Source organism: Microlunatus aurantiacus (assembly GCF_039536605.1).
GTDB lineage: Bacteria > Actinomycetota > Actinomycetes > Propionibacteriales > Propionibacteriaceae > Microlunatus > Microlunatus aurantiacus.
On sequence record NZ_BAAAYX010000004.1, the window covers coordinates 206,509 to 221,895 of the forward strand.

General features: G+C 73.0%; 9 protein-coding genes. 3 read left to right on the forward strand and 6 right to left on the reverse strand.

Annotated elements, in window-relative coordinates:
• Positions 1-115 precede the first annotated feature (115 nt).
• The 3 genes from ABD714_RS08740 to ABD714_RS08750 all read right to left on the reverse strand — a co-directional run bounded on the left by ABD714_RS08740 (position 116) and on the right by ABD714_RS08750 (position 6,174).
• Positions 116-2,197 carry an ATP-binding protein gene (locus ABD714_RS08740; protein WP_344811931.1) on the reverse strand — a complete coding sequence of 694 codons (2,082 nt, stop codon included), beginning with the start codon at positions 2,195-2,197 and terminating at the stop codon, positions 116-118.
• The gene (locus ABD714_RS08745) at positions 2,194-3,282 is read right to left on the reverse strand and encodes a hypothetical protein (protein WP_344811932.1); all 1,089 of its coding nucleotides are present in this window, start codon (positions 3,280-3,282) and stop codon (positions 2,194-2,196) included. The genes ABD714_RS08740 and ABD714_RS08745 overlap by 4 nt, the downstream gene beginning before the upstream one ends.
• A 90-nt stretch (positions 3,283-3,372) precedes the next feature.
• Complete coding sequence (locus tag ABD714_RS08750; RefSeq protein ID WP_344811933.1) at positions 3,373-6,174, reverse strand: NlpC/P60 family protein; 2,802 nt, start codon at positions 6,172-6,174, stop codon at positions 3,373-3,375.
• A gap of 268 nt (positions 6,175-6,442) precedes the next feature.
• On the opposite strand from ABD714_RS08750, the gene ABD714_RS08755 reads away from it, so the two are divergent.
• Complete coding sequence (locus tag ABD714_RS08755; protein ID WP_344811934.1) at positions 6,443-7,894, forward strand: TolB family protein; 1,452 nt, start codon at positions 6,443-6,445, stop codon at positions 7,892-7,894.
• Positions 7,895-7,913: 19 nt separating this feature from the next.
• Here ABD714_RS08755 and ABD714_RS08760 read toward each other — a convergent pair whose 3' ends face one another.
• Positions 7,914-10,790 carry an AfsR/SARP family transcriptional regulator gene (locus ABD714_RS08760; protein WP_344811935.1) on the reverse strand — a complete coding sequence of 959 codons (2,877 nt, stop codon included), beginning with the start codon at positions 10,788-10,790 and terminating at the stop codon, positions 7,914-7,916.
• Between the two features lie 290 nt (positions 10,791-11,080).
• On the opposite strand from ABD714_RS08760, the gene ABD714_RS08765 reads away from it, so the two are divergent.
• Positions 11,081-11,845, forward strand: coding sequence for an SDR family oxidoreductase (locus ABD714_RS08765; protein ID WP_344811936.1), 765 nt, complete (start codon positions 11,081-11,083; stop codon positions 11,843-11,845).
• Positions 11,845-12,891, forward strand: a complete 1,047-nt coding sequence (locus ABD714_RS08770; protein WP_344811937.1) for an L-idonate 5-dehydrogenase — start codon at positions 11,845-11,847, stop codon at positions 12,889-12,891. Before ABD714_RS08765 ends, ABD714_RS08770 begins: the two co-directional genes overlap by 1 nt.
• A 16-nt stretch (positions 12,892-12,907) precedes the next feature.
• Here ABD714_RS08770 and ABD714_RS08775 read toward each other — a convergent pair whose 3' ends face one another.
• Positions 12,908-14,038, reverse strand: a complete 1,131-nt coding sequence (locus ABD714_RS08775; RefSeq protein WP_344811938.1) for an NAD(P)/FAD-dependent oxidoreductase — start codon at positions 14,036-14,038, stop codon at positions 12,908-12,910.
• Between the two features lie 98 nt (positions 14,039-14,136).
• The gene (locus ABD714_RS08780; protein ID WP_344811939.1) at positions 14,137-15,312 is read right to left on the reverse strand and encodes a VOC family protein; all 1,176 of its coding nucleotides are present in this window, start codon (positions 15,310-15,312) and stop codon (positions 14,137-14,139) included.
• Positions 15,313-15,387: the final 75 nt, after the last annotated feature.

Here is a 15,387-nt window from a genome sequence, read left to right on the forward strand (position 1 = left end):
CTTCGGCGACGTGCCCGGGGCCGGCCGGAGGTCGCGTTCGGTGATCACTCGACACCACGCCCTCAGGGCCGCCGCACGCGGTCCCGGCCCCTTGGCGCTCGAGGACGACGCGCGCTCACGGTTCGTCCCCGAGCAGCTCGTGGTGACGCCCGAACTCGGAGTCGACGACCATCCGGCCGATCTTGCGATACTCCTGCGCGGTGGCTCTGACGAGGTGACGCATCGAGACCACCCCACCGGTCTGGGCGGCCAGGAACGCCGCAGCGATCACGATGTTGCGGATGTAGCCGCCCGACAGCTCGAAGGTCCCGGCCAGATAGTCCAGGTCGAGGTCGTCCCGGGGGACCGTGGCCAGCATCTGCCGCCACAGGAGCAGGCGTTCGTCCCGGTTCGGCGCGGCGAAGTCGGCCGCCAGGTCGATCCGCCGCAGAAAGGCCTCGTCGAGATTGGCCTTGAGGTTCGTGGCCAGGATGGCGATGCCGTCGAAGATCTCGATGCGTTGCAGGAGGTAGGCGACCTCGACGTTCGCGTACCGGTCGCGAGCGTCCTTGACCTCCGAGCGGCGACCGAAGATCGCATCCGCCTCGTCGAAGAACAGCACGCCGTTCACCTGCTCGGCCTCGGTGAAGATGCGCTCCAGGTTCTTCTCGGTCTCGCCGATGTACTTGTCCACCACCGTGGCGAGGTTGATCACGTAGAGCTCGACCCCGAGGTCGTTGGCGACGACCTCGGCCGACAAGGTCTTGCCGGTGCCGGGCGGGCCCGAGAACACTGCCGTCACCCCCCGGCGGCGACCGGCGGTGCCGATCAGTCCCCACTGGTCGAGCACCAGCGCCCGATGGCGGACGCGGGAGACCAGCTGACGGAGCGTGCCCTCCACGACCGGACGGACGACGAGCTGCGGCCAGCCGGCGACCGGCGTGACGCGCCGAGCCAGCCTCTCCAGCCCCACGCCGTTCTGCTGCCGGGTGCCGTAGGTGATGTCGGCCACCGACACCGACCGACCGGCGGCAGCGGCGCGCAAGGAGGCGAGCCCGGCCGCGCGGACCGCCTGGTAGGGACGGAGCTGACCCCCGGCCGCGACCCAGTCCGCCTCGTCCGGCCACTCCTCGCCCAGGGCGGCCCGGAGCAGACCGATGCTCTCCTCGGGCGGCAACGGGGCGGCGTCGACCACGTAGGGCGCGGCGCGGGCGCAGTCCGGGTCCCACGCCGCGGTACCGACGAGGGTGGTCACGGTGGGCAGCTCGGTCAGCCGCTGCAGGAGAAGGGGGCTGCGACGCCCCAGGTCGTCGACACCGTGGATCGTCATCGCCGCGTCGCACAGGCCCGCCTCTCGTACGAGTGCGGCGACGAACGCGTCGACCCCGAGCTCACCGGGGGCGTTGCGGACGTCGACCTCGAGGGTGCCCATCCCCGTCGCCGTGTACGCCCAGCAGGCCAGGGACGTACCGCTGCTGCCGCCGGTCTCCCGGACGTAGAGGAGGCGCGAGCCGGCCCGCAGCGCCTGCACCGCGTCGTGAGCGCCCGGCACCGGCGCGGGCACCGGGGTGGTGACGAACGGCTCGATCGCCGGGTCGGTGGAGTCCGTCCCGAGCAGGTAGCAGCACACCCGGTCCGGGACGCGCAGAGCTCGACCGAGGAAGGGCTTGTCGGCGGGCGTCACCTCGAGCAGGCCGTTCGCCACCAACGGGCTGTCGGGAGCCAACCGGGTGCGGGCCCACCCGTCGGTCGCGGTCCGCCCGGCCAGGTCGAGGGCCAGGCCGCTCGACGGGCGGCGACGGGTGACGTCGTCGTGCAGGTACCCGTACAGCGACTCGAACCGGACGTCCAGGTCGGGCGCCAGCGCGGCGATCAGGACCTCGACGTCGAAGTCGGTGAGCGCGAACGTCTGCTGCAGCCGGTGCAGACGGGTCGGCTCGCCCAGGGCCGCCGCGTCGCTGACCGCGCGCTCGACGACCGCCCATCCCGCCTCGTCGACGGCGGGCGCGGTCCGCAACCCGGAGAGCAGGGCGTCCACGTCGTCGTCGGACAGGTAGACGCCACGGAAGCGGTGGTCGGGAGGCCGACCGGCACGCTGTGCCCGCCGGTGCGCGACCAGGTCGGCGACCCGCGTCTCCAGCACCTCCAACCGGGCCGCCAGGTGGGCGACCGAGGCATCGGCCGGCGTCAGGGGGCTCAGGTCGGTGAGCGTCGTCATCGGAGGGCACCCAGCTCGACAGCCCCCGCGATCGCGGGCGCGGCGTCGGAGACCCGCGCCCTCAGATGGCCGCCCAGGGTCGCGGCGTCGACCATGGCCGTGACCACCCCGTCGTCGTCGATGCTGACCGTCTCCAGCAACCAGTCGTACTGCTCGAGCCCGACCGTCACGATGGCGTCGGTGCGCGCGGTGTCGTGGTCCCGCCGGAACGTGCAGCGCCAGGCGTCGTAGTAGGCGCACTTGAGCGGGCGCTGCGGAGTCCCGTACACGGAGCAGCGGCCGCCGACCAGGTGCCGGCAGGTGGTGCTGATGATCAGCCGCCACCCCTCGTCCGTCACCCCGATGCTGACGCCGGGGAACCCGAGGGAGAACTTGACGAAGTCCAGCGACGCCACCGATCTCGGCACCGCGAGCGGGAACTCCACCTTCGTGCAGCAGAAGGCCGCGCAGCCGTCGCAGGGGCTGGCGGCGGTGATGTCCGCGTAGCGGCGCGGTCCCGTGGAGATCACCGGCAGGGATCTCCGGCCCGATGGCGCCGGGGCACCCGGATCCGTGGCAGGGCTCGGGTGCGGCACCGGGGTGACGTCGAGCGGGAGCTCGGCGCAGGCCGCCACCAGGTTGTGCCAGGACGGCGAGGAGACGATCCGACGGTGCTCGTCGTACCTGGTGTGCTCGAGGATCCAGTCGAGCCGCCGCCGATCGATCCGGACGAGCTCGTCGGAGGCGGACACCGTCATCACCCGCTTGTACCAGCACTGGTACGGGTTGTACTGCTGGCAGACGATCGGCTGGGCCGGGCTGCCGTGCAAGGTGCAGCTGCCGTCGGTCGGCGACAGGTGTCGGCAGCTCTGTCGGAAGTACGTCGACCACTGACCCTCGGCGTTGATGGCGAGCTCGATCCCGGTGAAGTTCAGCAGGTAGCCCGCGTAGTCCACATCGGCCAACGTGTGCACGGTGAACGTGTGCACGGGCAGGTAGCTGCAGCACGGGGTGTCGGAGCAGGTGAGGCACGGCGACTGGAGCGCCTGCCCGTGCGTCAGCCCGGCACCGTCACCGTACGGAAGCAGGGCGATCGGCACGCGCATGACCCGACGGTAGGACCGTTCCCTCCCGTCGACAGCGTGCCGCCGGACCGCCGTTCGGGCACCGGGAGATGTCCGATCGGGTAACGGCGATCAGCCGAGATCGAGGAACTCGGCCGCGCTGCCTTGCGGAGACGCTCCGAGCGCGTCGAGCTCCGGGTCGTCGGCGGCGCCGAGCCCGGTCCCGGGGCCCTGCTCGAGGCCCTGACCGAGGTCGCCGCCGAGGCCACTCTGCAGCGCACTCGACGGGTCCACCCCGCCCGCGCCATCCAGCCCACCCGGCTGGCTCAGCGGATCGGCACCGACGCCCCCGCCCGCCGCGGGGGAACCCGAGCCGATCGTCGACGCGGCGTTCAACGGGTCGGAGCCGAACTGCACCTCGACACCGTCGAAGACACCATCGGCATCGGTGTCGGCCTTGGTCGGATCGGAGCCCACCGAGGCCTCCGCCGCGTCCGCCAGCTGGTCGCCGTCGGTGTCGGCACTCTTCGCGTTCGTCCCGACCAGCTGCTCCGTGCGGTCCGACAGGCCGTCCCCATCGGCGTCCGTGACCCCGTTGCGGACGTTCTCGGCGAACCTCCCGGAGCCGATCACCCCGGCCACACCGGGCAACCGTCCGGCGTCGGTCCCCAGCGAGACCTCCTGCGTGTCCGGTACGCCGTCGTCGTCGGTGTCGGCCGCCAGCGGGTCGGTGTGACTGGTCACCGCCTCGTGGCCGTCGGTCAGACCGTCGCCGTCGCTGTCGTTCTTGGTCGCATCGGTGCCGGCCAGCTTCTCGAAGGCATCGGTCAACCCGTCGGCGTCGGTGTCCGGATCGGTGTCGGCCGCCCCGGGCAGCGCGGCCACCGGCCGGCCCGCATCGATCTGGTAGGCCGTCGCCGTGCTGGCCGGCCCGCCCGCCCCGTTCACCGGAGCGGACCCGTTCACCGCCGTCCCGTTCACCGCCGTCCCGTTCACCGCCACCCCGTTCACCGGAGCGGACCCGTTCACCGGGCTCCCGTTCACCGGGCTCCCGTCAGCGGTGGTCGGCGGGGAGCCGCCCGTCGTCGAGGCCGCGGGTGCCGGCGCACGATCGACGGACGGCGCTCCCCCGTCACTGTCGCCGGACCCGTCGACGGTGCCGGTGGAGCCGTAGATGCCGGCTCCCGACGCCGCGGCAGCGCCGCCGGCCGGAGTCACACCGGACCCCGGGTCGTGGCCCGTCGCGCCGGCCGAGGTCGCCTCGCGGTGGGCCCTGAGTCCCGACTCGTCGGAGATCCCGGGCACCGTGGCGGCGAAGTTGAAGCGGTGCTTGGCCGACCACTCGCCCACGCCGTACCTGGTGCCCTTGGCCTCGACCGTCCGCCCGTCGCCGAGGCTGATCGCCACGTGTGCCTGGCCGGCCGGGAGTCCGCCGGACGGCTCGCTGGAGAAGTAGAACAACAGCGCACCCTTGGTCCGCAGGGCCTGCTCGACCGGGATGTCGTGGTTCGACCGCTTGAGCTGCATGTACTGGTACTCCGCGGTGCCCTCCAGCTTCACCCCCGCCTGCCGGGCGCTCCACTGCGTGAAGGAGGAGCAGTCGAAGGTCTTCGGGTCCGCGGCCGTCGGCGTCCGCGGTGCGCCGTAGACGTAGCGATCACCGATCTGGTCCTTCGCGGCGGCCAGGAAGACCGAGAGCTTGTCCTCGGCCGGTGGGGCGGTCCCCACCGAGCCGGTGGCGGTCGACCCGGTCGTCGCCGCCGGAGCCTGCTGGTCGCTGGCGGTCTGCTGGGCGGCGCCCTGCTGCTGGGCGGCGGCGGCGGCCTGCTGCGCGGCAGCGGCTCTGGACTGTGCGGCTCCCGACAAGGTCCACGCCGGGGTGGGGGTGTGGTCGAACGGTCCGCCACTCGAACCCAACGGGTCGGTGCCGGCGCTCACCTCCAGACCGTCGGTGACCCCGTCGACGTCGGAGTCGGCCACCGTCGGATTCGTACCGAGGGACGCCTCGGACGCATCCGACAGACCATCGGCATCGCTGTCGGCCTTGGTCGCGTCGGTGCCCACCACCTGCTCGGTGTGGTCGGAGAGGCCGTCGGCGTCGGCGTCCTTGGCGCCTCCTCGAACGTTCTCGGCGAACAGGCCCTCGCCCACCACGTACGCCGACCCGGGCACGGTGCCCGCATCGCCGCCCTGAGCCACCTCGGTGGCGTCGGCGATCGCGTCGTGGTCGGTGTCGGCGAGCAGCGGATCGGTGTGGGACACCATCGCCTCGTACGCGTCGGACAGGCCGTCGGCGTCGCTGTCGATCTTGGTCGAATCAGTGCCGGCGAGCCGCTCGAACTCGTCGGTCAGCCCGTCGTCGTCGGCGTCGCGCTGGGCGGGCACGGCAGCCGGTGCAGGTGCCCCGGTCGTCGGGGACGCGGTCACCGACGACGCTCCGGTGGCGGGATCGTCGGTCGCGGTGCCGGCGGTGCCGGCCAGCGGCGTGCCGGCGTCGATCTTGTCGTACTGGCTCTCGGCGAGCGGCGAGAGCATCTTCGACCCGTAGCCACGCACTCCGCGAGGATCACCGGCGACCCCGATCTCGGACTCCACCTTGCTCAGGTAGGTCCGGTAGTCCGCGCCGGAGTCCTGGTTGCGATCGTGGGTCGTCGTCCACGGCCGCATGTCCCTGCCCTGCAGGCTGATCGAGTACGCCGCCCGGGCGTTGCCCTCCGGGCTGCTGAGGTCGCCCCACTTGGTCGCCCGGGACGCGTCGGCCCGGACGTTGATCTGCCACAGTCCGACGGAGTGCTCACCCTTGTCGTTGAGGGCGCCGGTCCGGCCCCCCGACTCCGCCATCGCGATCGCCGTCCAGGTCACCGCCTGGTGGGGGGTGAAGCCGGCCGAGCGCGCAGCATCGTAGATCTCGCGGATCGACAGGGTCGTGGACATCGACCATCCCCTCGTGCGGCCGGCACCACGTGCGTGTCGACCTCACCATCGTACGACAGCGCCGTCTCCCCGGGCCCCGCCATCGTGGGGCGGAACGCCCTGTCGAACAGGGACGTCGACCCGTCCCGCAGCGGCGCTGCCCGATCGGGAAACGCGTTCTGCACCGGCCGGCCTGGCGGCAGGGGGCCCGTCGTGCCACAGTTCGATCTGGAGCCACCGCCCGCCGGGTGGGATCACTGCTGGAGCAAGATCATCTTGGAGCAGACCGATGCCTGAGCACCGCCCGATCGCCGCCTCCCTCCTCGGTCGGCGCCCGGAGCCGGTGCTCGCCGGGGTCCCGGGACGGGTCCTCGGCCTCGGGACGACCTGGGCTGCGAGTGTGCCGCAGCAGCCGAATGGCCCGTACCAGCAGGGACAACGGCCACCGGGTCCCGGTCAGCGTCCCGGTCCCGGTGGTCCCCCCGGTCAGCGACCCGGACCGCCCGGGCCGCGCAGTGGGCCGCCGCTCCCCCCGTACGGACCGGGCGGCCGCGGTCCCGGTGGCCCGGGCGGCCACCCGCCCCAGACCGGCGGCGACGGCCCTCTGGGCTCGCGACGCAACCTGATCCTGGCCATCATCGGCGGGGTGGTCCTGATCGGCGCCGCGATCGGGATCGGCTTCTGGCTGGCCAGACCCGACCCCACGGCGACGCCGCCCGTCGGGCAGGTGAGCCCCCCACCCGGCACCGAGACGGTGGCGCCGTCGGCGCCACCGATCACCCCGTCCGGCACCCCCTCGACCTCTCCGTCGGCGTCCCCGTCGACCAGCGGTGGTTCGACGGCGCCCGCCGCGCTGCCGGCGGGCCCAGCGCTCGCTCCGAACCTGATCGTCGTGCCCATGCGCACCGACGACGACGACGAGGACACCCGCCCCCTCTACCTGGTCGACGCGGGCGGCGCCGGGACGCCGCAGAAGCTGCCCGGCCCGGACGGCAAGCTCGCGAATCCCCTGCTGCAGCGGGACCGGACCAGCATCGTCTTCCTCGAGAACAGGAAGCTGCACGTGATGGGCTCCGACGGCAACGGTGAACGGGATCTCACCGACCGGGAGCCGGCGGGCTGCGACGACGTGGCCGGTGCCACCTGGAGCCAGGCGGACCCGTCGACGATGCTGATCACCTGCCGGCTCGGCAAGAACAGCTTCCGGATGCTCGTGGTCAACACCGACGGACGTCTGATCCGTCGGCTGGATGCAGGCACCAAGCGGTTCGACGACGTGACGATCTCCCCCGACGGCCAGACGGTGCTCTACTGGGCCAACGAGTCCTCCACCGGAGACGGCGGTTCCCTCTACACGCTGCCCCTGGTCGGCACCGGGTCGCCGAAGAAGATCACCTCTCAGGCGAAGGGGCTCGACGGCGACCCGGCCTGGTCCCCCGACGGCAGCCAGATCGCGTTCCGCAGGCTGGTGGGTGGGGCGGAGGGCAACGCCGACGTCTACGTGATGAACCCTGACGGCTCCGGGCAACGGGCCGTGGCCGAGACGAAGGCCGCCGACGTCAAGCCCGTCTGGTCACCCGACGGCAAGAACCTGGCGATCGTCTCCAACCGGAAGTCGGCGTTCGGCAAGGCGGGCACCACCTGGGACCTGTGGCTGACCCGGGTCAGCGACGGCGAGGTGCTGAACAACCTCAAGCTGGAGGCCGACGAGATCACCACCCCGACCTGGACCTACCGCTGAGGGCGCCGCTCCGTCCGGTCTAGACGACGGAGCGGTGGCCGCTGCGGAGCACCTCGTCCGGACGGGGGAGGACGACTCCGAGGTCGTCCCACACCCGCCGGTGGTCAGCGCGGGCCACCGCCGCTGCGCTCAGGTCGCCGACCTGCTCGTACGTCTCGATCAGCAGCCGCCACGCCGGGTCGTGGCAGGCGTCCAGGGTCACCGACCGGCGCGCCAGGTCGAGGGCTGTGCCGTGGTCGGCCACGGCGATCGCATCCGCCGCGGCCGCCGCAGCGAGCCCGGCGGCCGACAACCTCAGTCGATCGCGGTCCTCGACCACCCAGTCGGCCGGACCGACCTCGGGCAGGAGCTCACCGCGGTAGAGCTCGAGGGCCGTCTCGCGTGCCACCAGGGCCTCGGGCGGAGGAAGGTGCCGGGCGTCCTCGATGGTCCGCTCGAACAGGGCGACGTCGACCACCGCTCCCCCCAGGACCAGCTCGTACGCGTCTCCCTGCCGGCGGATCGGATCACCCACGACGCCGCCCACGGCCAGGCACTGGCGGATGCTGGACACCGCGACCTGGAGGCTGCGGACCCCGGAGCTCAGCGTGGCCCCCGGCCAGAGCGCCTCGATCAGCTCCTCCCGGTGCACCGGACGTCCCTGGTGCAGGGCCAGCAGCATGAGCAGACAGCGCGCCTTCGGCCGCAGCAGCCGCCACCCCACCTCGACCCCGTCCACGCGCAGGGCGAAGGCTCCGAGACACCGGAGCTCGATCGTCGGTCGGCTGCCGACCGACGCCTGCGACGCGGCTGCGGCAGGCGCCGGAGCCGGGACGAGGGCCCGGGGCCGCGGGGTGGCCGTGGTCGACGACCCCGGGTCACCCAGCCGGTTCGTCATCCCGACCAGCGCGGGAGCGCCGAGCTCGCTGGACAGTCGGGCGACCTCGGCTCGCGCGTGCGCGGCCAGGGCGTTCGCGCCGGCTCTCGCGGCGGTGACCGCGACGCTCACGGCAGCCACCAACAGCGACCAGCCGTCACCGGTTCGGAGCGAGTCGAGCAGGTCGGCCGCCGCGTCCACGGCTCCGTCCACCGCGCCACCGTCCAGCTGCACCGCCGTCTGCAGGCAGCGACCGAGGCGCGCGAGCCAGGGCCAGCCGTCCATCTCCGCCGTCAGCGTGATGGTCTCGATCCGCCCGACCAGCTGATCATCACCGGCGCCCGGTCCTGGTGACCCGACGCCGGGGTGGTGTCCTCGGTCGGCCCGGAGGGCCTCGGCCAGGCACCCCACCAGTCCTGCCGCCAACCCCTCCCAGCCGTTGGCGCCCGGACCGGGCGGGCTCGCCTTCGAGATGACCCGCTCCGCCGCGGCCGGGTCACCGGCGAGCAGGTGGGCCAGCGCCCGCAACCAGTCCCGGTCGTAGGAGTCCGGCCGGCGGACGTCCCTGGTCAGCCGACGGAGCTCGATCGACAGGCGCAGCAGCGCGGACTCCGGATCGACCCCCGGAGGCACCGGCGGCAGGACGCTCGTCGCCGAGTGCGGCAGCCACATCCCGACCGCCTGCCGCTCGGCGGCGCACCGCCGGCTGAAGGCCGGGTCGTCGAGCAGTCGCTCGGCCTCCCGGTAGGCAGCCAAGGCGCTCGGCACCTGACCATCGCGGGCCAGTCGGCGCGCGCCGGCCAGGACCAGTCCGGGGTCGTCGGTCGGAGCCCCCGGGAGGGCCAGCATCCGCCAGAGCGTGTCGTCGCCGCCGACGACGCCGGCGTCCGCCCGCAGCAGCCGCGCGACTGCGCCCCAGTCCTCGGCCCGGGCGTGCGCCCGCACCGCTTCGGCGAGCCGGCCCGTGTCCTCCAGCAGCCGCCCGGCCCGGGCGTAGAGGTCGCGCGCCGCCCGTCCGCCCAGCTCGTCGATCAGCAGCACCTCCAGGTGGGTCTGCAGCACCTGGTGGTAGTGGTACGTGAGTCCGCCGTCGGACGTCGTGGTGAAGAACTGCTCCCGCTCGAGCTCCGCCAGCACGCCGGCACTCCCCTGGGCCTGCAGGAGCGCGTCGCAGAGGTTCCCGGTGAGCACCCCGAGCGCGGCCGTGTGCAGCAGGAAGTCGCGGCGGTCGCCGGGCAGTCCGTCGAGCACGTTGCGGGCCAGGTAGGACCGGATCAGGCGGGACCGGCCCGTCAGCTCGGTGACCGCCCGCTCGCGTTCGACCCGGCCCAGCTGCATGGTGGCCAGGTGGAACAGCTGCAGCCCGGCCGCCCACCCACTCGTGCGGCGGGTCAGGGCGGCGGCGGCCTCGGGGGTCAGCGGGGCGTCGTAGACGGAGCGGAAGAGCTGCTCGACCTCCCAGGAGCGGAAGCGGAGGTCCTCTCCGTCGACCATGATCAGCTCCCCGGACACCAGCAGCCGCGAGGTGTTCAACCCGGGCTGACGACGACTGCCCAGCGCGACCGTGATCGTCCGCGGCCGGAGCCGCAGGAACGTCTCCAGCGCCGCCTCCGCCGGCGTGCCGGCGATCTCGTGGAGGTCGTCGACCACCAGCCGCGCCGGTCCGACCGCGGGCCGCTCGAGCCCGCGGACGAGATCGGCCACCCGACCGGACCCCGCCGCCTCGATGATGCCGGGATCCGCCAGGGCCGAACCCAGGGCGAAACCCAGGTGCCGGGTCAGCGCCACCTCCTCGACATCCTCGGGACCGGCGCGGTACCAGGCCGCGGGCTGACCGTCGCTCTCCACCAGCTGCGCCAGCAACGTGGTCTTGCCCGATCCCGGTGGCGCGAGGACCAGCAGGCAGGAGCAGCCCCGGTCCGGACCGGCCAGCGGCGCCAGGCGCCGGTCGAGCCGCTCGCGGACCAGTCCGCGCAGCACGGGACGCCGGACCTTCTCCAGGAAGATCACCGGATCCAGCGTCGTGCGCAGATCGTCCATCGGCTCTCGATCGGTTGGCTGACGGGCCATGAGGCGAAGAGAACGAAGAACGAGCACAGATACCCGAAACGCCCCGCCAGCGACCCGACCTCCTCATGGTAGGGATGATTGGTACGGCTTGCGAAGGGGTCGGAACGCATCGTCGGACGGCTGTCCGGGTGTTGTCCGGGTCGATCGCCAGAATTCACTACGCTGTCGTGCCAGCGCCCGGGTGAAAGCGCCCAGCCGACGGATCCCGGGTCGACGACCGGACCGCATCGTCGGGTCGACCAGCGAGAGGGAGCACCCCGATGAGCCTGTTCGATCTGACCGGCCGGACGGCGCTGGTCACCGGCTCCAGCCGCGGCATCGGCTCGGCTCTCGCCCAGGGTCTGCTGGAGGCCGGAGCCCGGGTCGTGGTCCACGGGCGCGACCCCGACGCCGCCCAGGCGTCGGCCGGCAGGCTGCGGGAGATCACCGGTGGCGAGGTCCTGGTCGAGACCTTCGACGTCACCGACGCCGAGGCGGTGGACGCGGGCATCGGCCGGATCGAGCGGGCCTGGGGCACGCCCGACATCTGCGTGAACAACGCCGGCATCCAGCGGCGCGCGCCGTTCACCGAGTTCGCGACCGCCGACTGGCACGACCTCGTCGCCACCAACCTCACCAGCGCCTTCCTGGTGGGTCAGCGGGTCGCGCGGGGGATGGTCACCCGAGGCAGCGGCAAGATCATCAACGTCGGGTCGGTCCAGAGTCGTCTGGCCCGGCCGAACATCACGCCGTACAGCGCGACCAAGGGCGGTGTGGTGATGCTCACCCAGGGCATGTGCGCCGACCTCGGCCCGCACGGCATCCAGACCAACGCCCTCGCTCCCGGCTACTTCGCCACCGAGCTGACCCGGGTGCTGGTCGAGGACGCCGACTTCAGCGCCTGGGTCGCCCAGCGCACCCCGGCCGGGCGCTGGGGCCAGGTGCACGAGCTGGTCGGGGCCCTGGTGTTCCTGGCGTCGAGCGCCTCCGACTACGTCAACGGGCAGACGATCTACGTCGACGGCGGCATGACGGCGGTGGTGTGATGCGCGTGCCCGCCCGCTCACCCGCCGTCGTCGTCCACGCGGCCGGTGACCTCCGGATCGAGCCCGTACCGGTGCGCCCGCCCGGCCCGGCGGACACCGTGGTGCAGATCGTGTACGGGGGCATCTGCGGCTCCGATCTGCACTACTGGACGCACGGCGCGGCCGGCGAGTCGATCCTGCGGGAGCCGATGGTGCTGGGGCACGAGGTCGTCGGCACGGTGGCCGTGGCCGCCGCCGACGGCACCGGCCCGAGCGTCGGCGCCCGGGTCGCCGTGCACCCCGCCTCCCCGGCCGGCGACGGGGTCACCCGCTATCCCCCGGACCGGCCGAACCTGTCACCGGGTTGCACCTATCTCGGCTCCGCGGCCCGGTTCCCGCACACCGACGGAGCCTTCGCGCGCCACGCCACGCTGCCCTCCCGGATGCTGCGCGTGCTCCCCGATTCACTGGGACTGCGGACGGCGGCGGTCGCCGAGCCAGCGGCGGTCGCCTGGCACGGTGTGGGTCGGGCCGGTGACGTGATCGGCAGGACGGTCCTGGTGGTCGGGGCCGGTCCGATCGGGGCTCTGGTCGTGGCGGTGCTGAAGCGGGCCGGAGCCGCGGAGATCGTCGCCGTCGACCTCCATGATCATCCACTGGCTGTGGCGCGGACGCTGGGCGCGACCCGCACCCTGCCGGCGACCGACATCGACGCGATCGCCGCCGTGCAGGCGGATGTGGCCATCGACTCCAGCGGCAGTCCGCGCGGACTGGCCAGTGCGGTGCGCGGCACGGCCCGGGGCGGCCGCGTCGTGATGGTCGGGTTGCTGCCGAGCGGCGACCAGCCCCTGCCGATGTCGCTGGCGATCACCCGCGAGCTGGAGCTGGTCGGCTCGTTCCGGTTCAACGACGAGATCGACCAGGTGATCTCGGCCCTGGCCGACGGCAGCCTGGTCGTCGACCCCGTGCTCACCCACGAGTACCGGCTGATCGACGCGCTCGAGGCGTTCACCGTGGCCGCAGACGCATCCCGGTCCTCGAAGGTGCTGCTCCGGTTCGACGACTGACCTGCCCGGGCGACCGTCAGCGGCGGGTGCCGATGCTCTCCCGGATGACCTCGGAGGCGTCCCAGTCGTTGACGTGCAGGGCCGCGACCACCGTGCCGTCCTTGACCCAGAACGCCCGGAACGAGCCCTGGTCAGTCACCACGCTGCTCAGGTCGCCGTCGACGTCCACCCGGTCGTAACCGTCCGGACCGACGCTGCCCACGTACTCCATGCCCAAGTCGTACTGGTCGGTGAAGAAGTACGGCAGCCGCTCGTACGGCTCCGCCGCGCCGGCCAGGTTGTGGGCGGCCGTCTTGGCCTGCTCGATGGCGGTCTCCCAGTGCTCGACCCGGACCCGGCGGCCGAGCGTCGGATGATCATGGTTCGCGATGTCGCCGACGGCGTACACGTCGGGGTCGGAGGTGCGCAGCTGCGCGTCGACCAGGACCCCGTCGTCGACCTGCAGCCCCGCGGTCTCGGCGAGCTCGGTGTTCGGCGCGACACCGATGCCGACCACCACCAGGTCGGCGGCGGCCAGGTCGTCCGCGGTGACCGGGGTGCCGAGCCGCAGATCGACACCATGGGCCCGGTGGAGGTCGGCGAACACCTGGGCGATCTCGGGGCCCAGCACCCCGACCAGCGGCAGCTCCGCCTGCTCGAACACGGTGACCTCGCAGCCGGCCCCCCGGGCTGCCGCGGTCACCTCCAGGCCGATCCAGCCGGCCCCCACCACGACGATCTTCGCGCCTGCGGCGAAGGCCACCTTGAGCCGGTCACTGTCCTCGATGGTGCGCAGGTACGCGGTCGGCGTCCCCGCCTCCTCGGCCAGTCGGAACGTCCGAGGGGTCGAACCGGTGGCGAGCAGGAGCTTGTCGTAGCCGAGCGTCTCGCCGCCGGCGGTCACCCGGTGGGCGGCCGGATCGAGGCCGGTGACCGTCGTGGACGGACGGAAGTCGACGTCGTGCTCGGCGTACCACCTCTCCTCGTGCACGAGGGCGTCCTCGATCGGGTCGTTGCCGAGCAGATAGCCCTTGGACAGCGGCGGCCGCTCGTACGGCGGGTGGGACTCCGACCCGATCAGGATCAGGCGCCCGTCGTAGCCCCGGTCACGGAGCTCGGTGACGGCGGTCCCACCGGCCAGGCCGGCTCCGACGACGATGATGGTCATGGTGGTCCTTTCGTGAACGGCCGAGCGACGAGAGAGGTCCCGGCCGGGTGACACCACGCTAGTCGCGGGCTCCCCACCCTCCGGAGGGGACGCGTCAGTCACGCCCCGCCGACGATCACCAGCTCGTTGCCCTCCGGATCGGCCACCCGCCAGCGGTTCGCCGACTCGTCGAGGACGGTGCCACCGGCCGCGAGGATCGTGGCGAGACGCGCGGGGGCCACCTCCGCCGGCACGGCGACCTCGACGTGACTCCGGTTGCGCTGTCGACGTCGTTCGGCGTCGGAGGCGTCGAGCTCCTGGAACACGATCACCGGGTTCAGCCGTCGCGGATCGTAGATGTCGGTGGCGCCGGCTCGGCGGTCCTCGGTGTAGCCGAGGGCGGTCAGCCAGAAGGCGCGGACCGCAGCGACATCGGCGGCGTCGAAGAACAGCTGGACGAAGCGCGGCAGACCCGGGTCCGCCGTCGCCCCCTGCTCGCGGGCCGCGGACTGCACCCGTCCGGCGAGCTGGGCGAAGTCGACCTCCAGCCCGTGGGCGTCGGCCTCCCACTGGTCCTTGCCGCTGTCGATGATCACCAGCCCCGGGCGCAGGTCGATCAGCAGCGGGAAGCCCGCGGCGGCGGCCAGCCCCGCGGCGGCGGTGACCAGCTCGCGCTGCTGGGTGGCGGAGGACACGCGGTAGCACGCCACGGCGCTGAACAGCGCCTGCCAATCCGCTGTCTCGGCCGTCTCGGCGAGCGCACCGCCCGGCACGAGATCCACCTCGTTGCCCTCGGGATCGGCGTGGCAGACACCGTACGGTCCGGTCGCCGAACCCAGGTCCGCCCGCTGGACGGCAGCGGCCGGTCGACCCACGTCGAGATGGAGACGGTTCCGCAGGGGGCGCGGATCGGTCGAGGACCGGATCCGCAGGGCCGGGTCACGGCGCGACGGATCGGTCAACCCGCCGTCGTCGGTCGGCGCGTAGGCGAGCACGCGCTGCCAGAACCCTCGCACCGCGGCGGCGTCCACGGCGTCGAGGACCACGCCCACCTGCTGCAGGGCGGACGGGTCCGCCGTCAGCCCCAGGTCCCGGGCGTACGCCGACACCGCCTCGGCCTGGTCAGCGGAGGCCAGACGCACCCGCAGACCCGTCGCCCGCAGATCGACGAGGTTGTCGGCGGACAGGTCCACCACGTGTCCGGCCAGCGCGGCCCCCTCGGCCAGCGACAGCGCCTCGAACCAGCCCGTCAGCACGCCGTCCAGCAGTCGCCAGTCCGTTCCGGTCTCCGTCATGTCCGGCACTGTAGGACGCGGTTCGGACACTCCGCCGGCCGCCGGCCGGAGGGCGTTCGCGCCGGGATCAGCGGG

What these genes read in the sequence shown, in the direction of transcription:
- ABD714_RS08770 (WP_344811937.1), top strand. Translation starts at nt 11,845, where the DNA reads ATGCGCGTGCCCGCCCGCTCACCCGCCGTCGTCGTCCACGCGGCCGGT.
- ABD714_RS08745 (WP_344811932.1), bottom strand. Translation starts at nt 3,282, where the DNA reads ATGCGCGTGCCGATCGCCCTGCTTCCGTACGGTGACGGTGCCGGGCTG.
- ABD714_RS08755 (WP_344811934.1), top strand. Translation starts at nt 6,443, where the DNA reads ATGCCTGAGCACCGCCCGATCGCCGCCTCCCTCCTCGGTCGGCGCCCG.
- ABD714_RS08780 (WP_344811939.1), bottom strand. Translation starts at nt 15,312, where the DNA reads ATGACGGAGACCGGAACGGACTGGCGACTGCTGGACGGCGTGCTGACG.
- ABD714_RS08775 (WP_344811938.1), bottom strand. Translation starts at nt 14,038, where the DNA reads ATGACCATCATCGTCGTCGGAGCCGGCCTGGCCGGTGGGACCGCCGTC.
- ABD714_RS08760 (WP_344811935.1), bottom strand. Translation starts at nt 10,790, where the DNA reads ATGGACGATCTGCGCACGACGCTGGATCCGGTGATCTTCCTGGAGAAG.
- ABD714_RS08765 (WP_344811936.1), top strand. Translation starts at nt 11,081, where the DNA reads ATGAGCCTGTTCGATCTGACCGGCCGGACGGCGCTGGTCACCGGCTCC.
- ABD714_RS08750 (WP_344811933.1), bottom strand. Translation starts at nt 6,174, where the DNA reads ATGTCCACGACCCTGTCGATCCGCGAGATCTACGATGCTGCGCGCTCG.
- ABD714_RS08740 (WP_344811931.1), bottom strand. Translation starts at nt 2,197, where the DNA reads ATGACGACGCTCACCGACCTGAGCCCCCTGACGCCGGCCGATGCCTCG.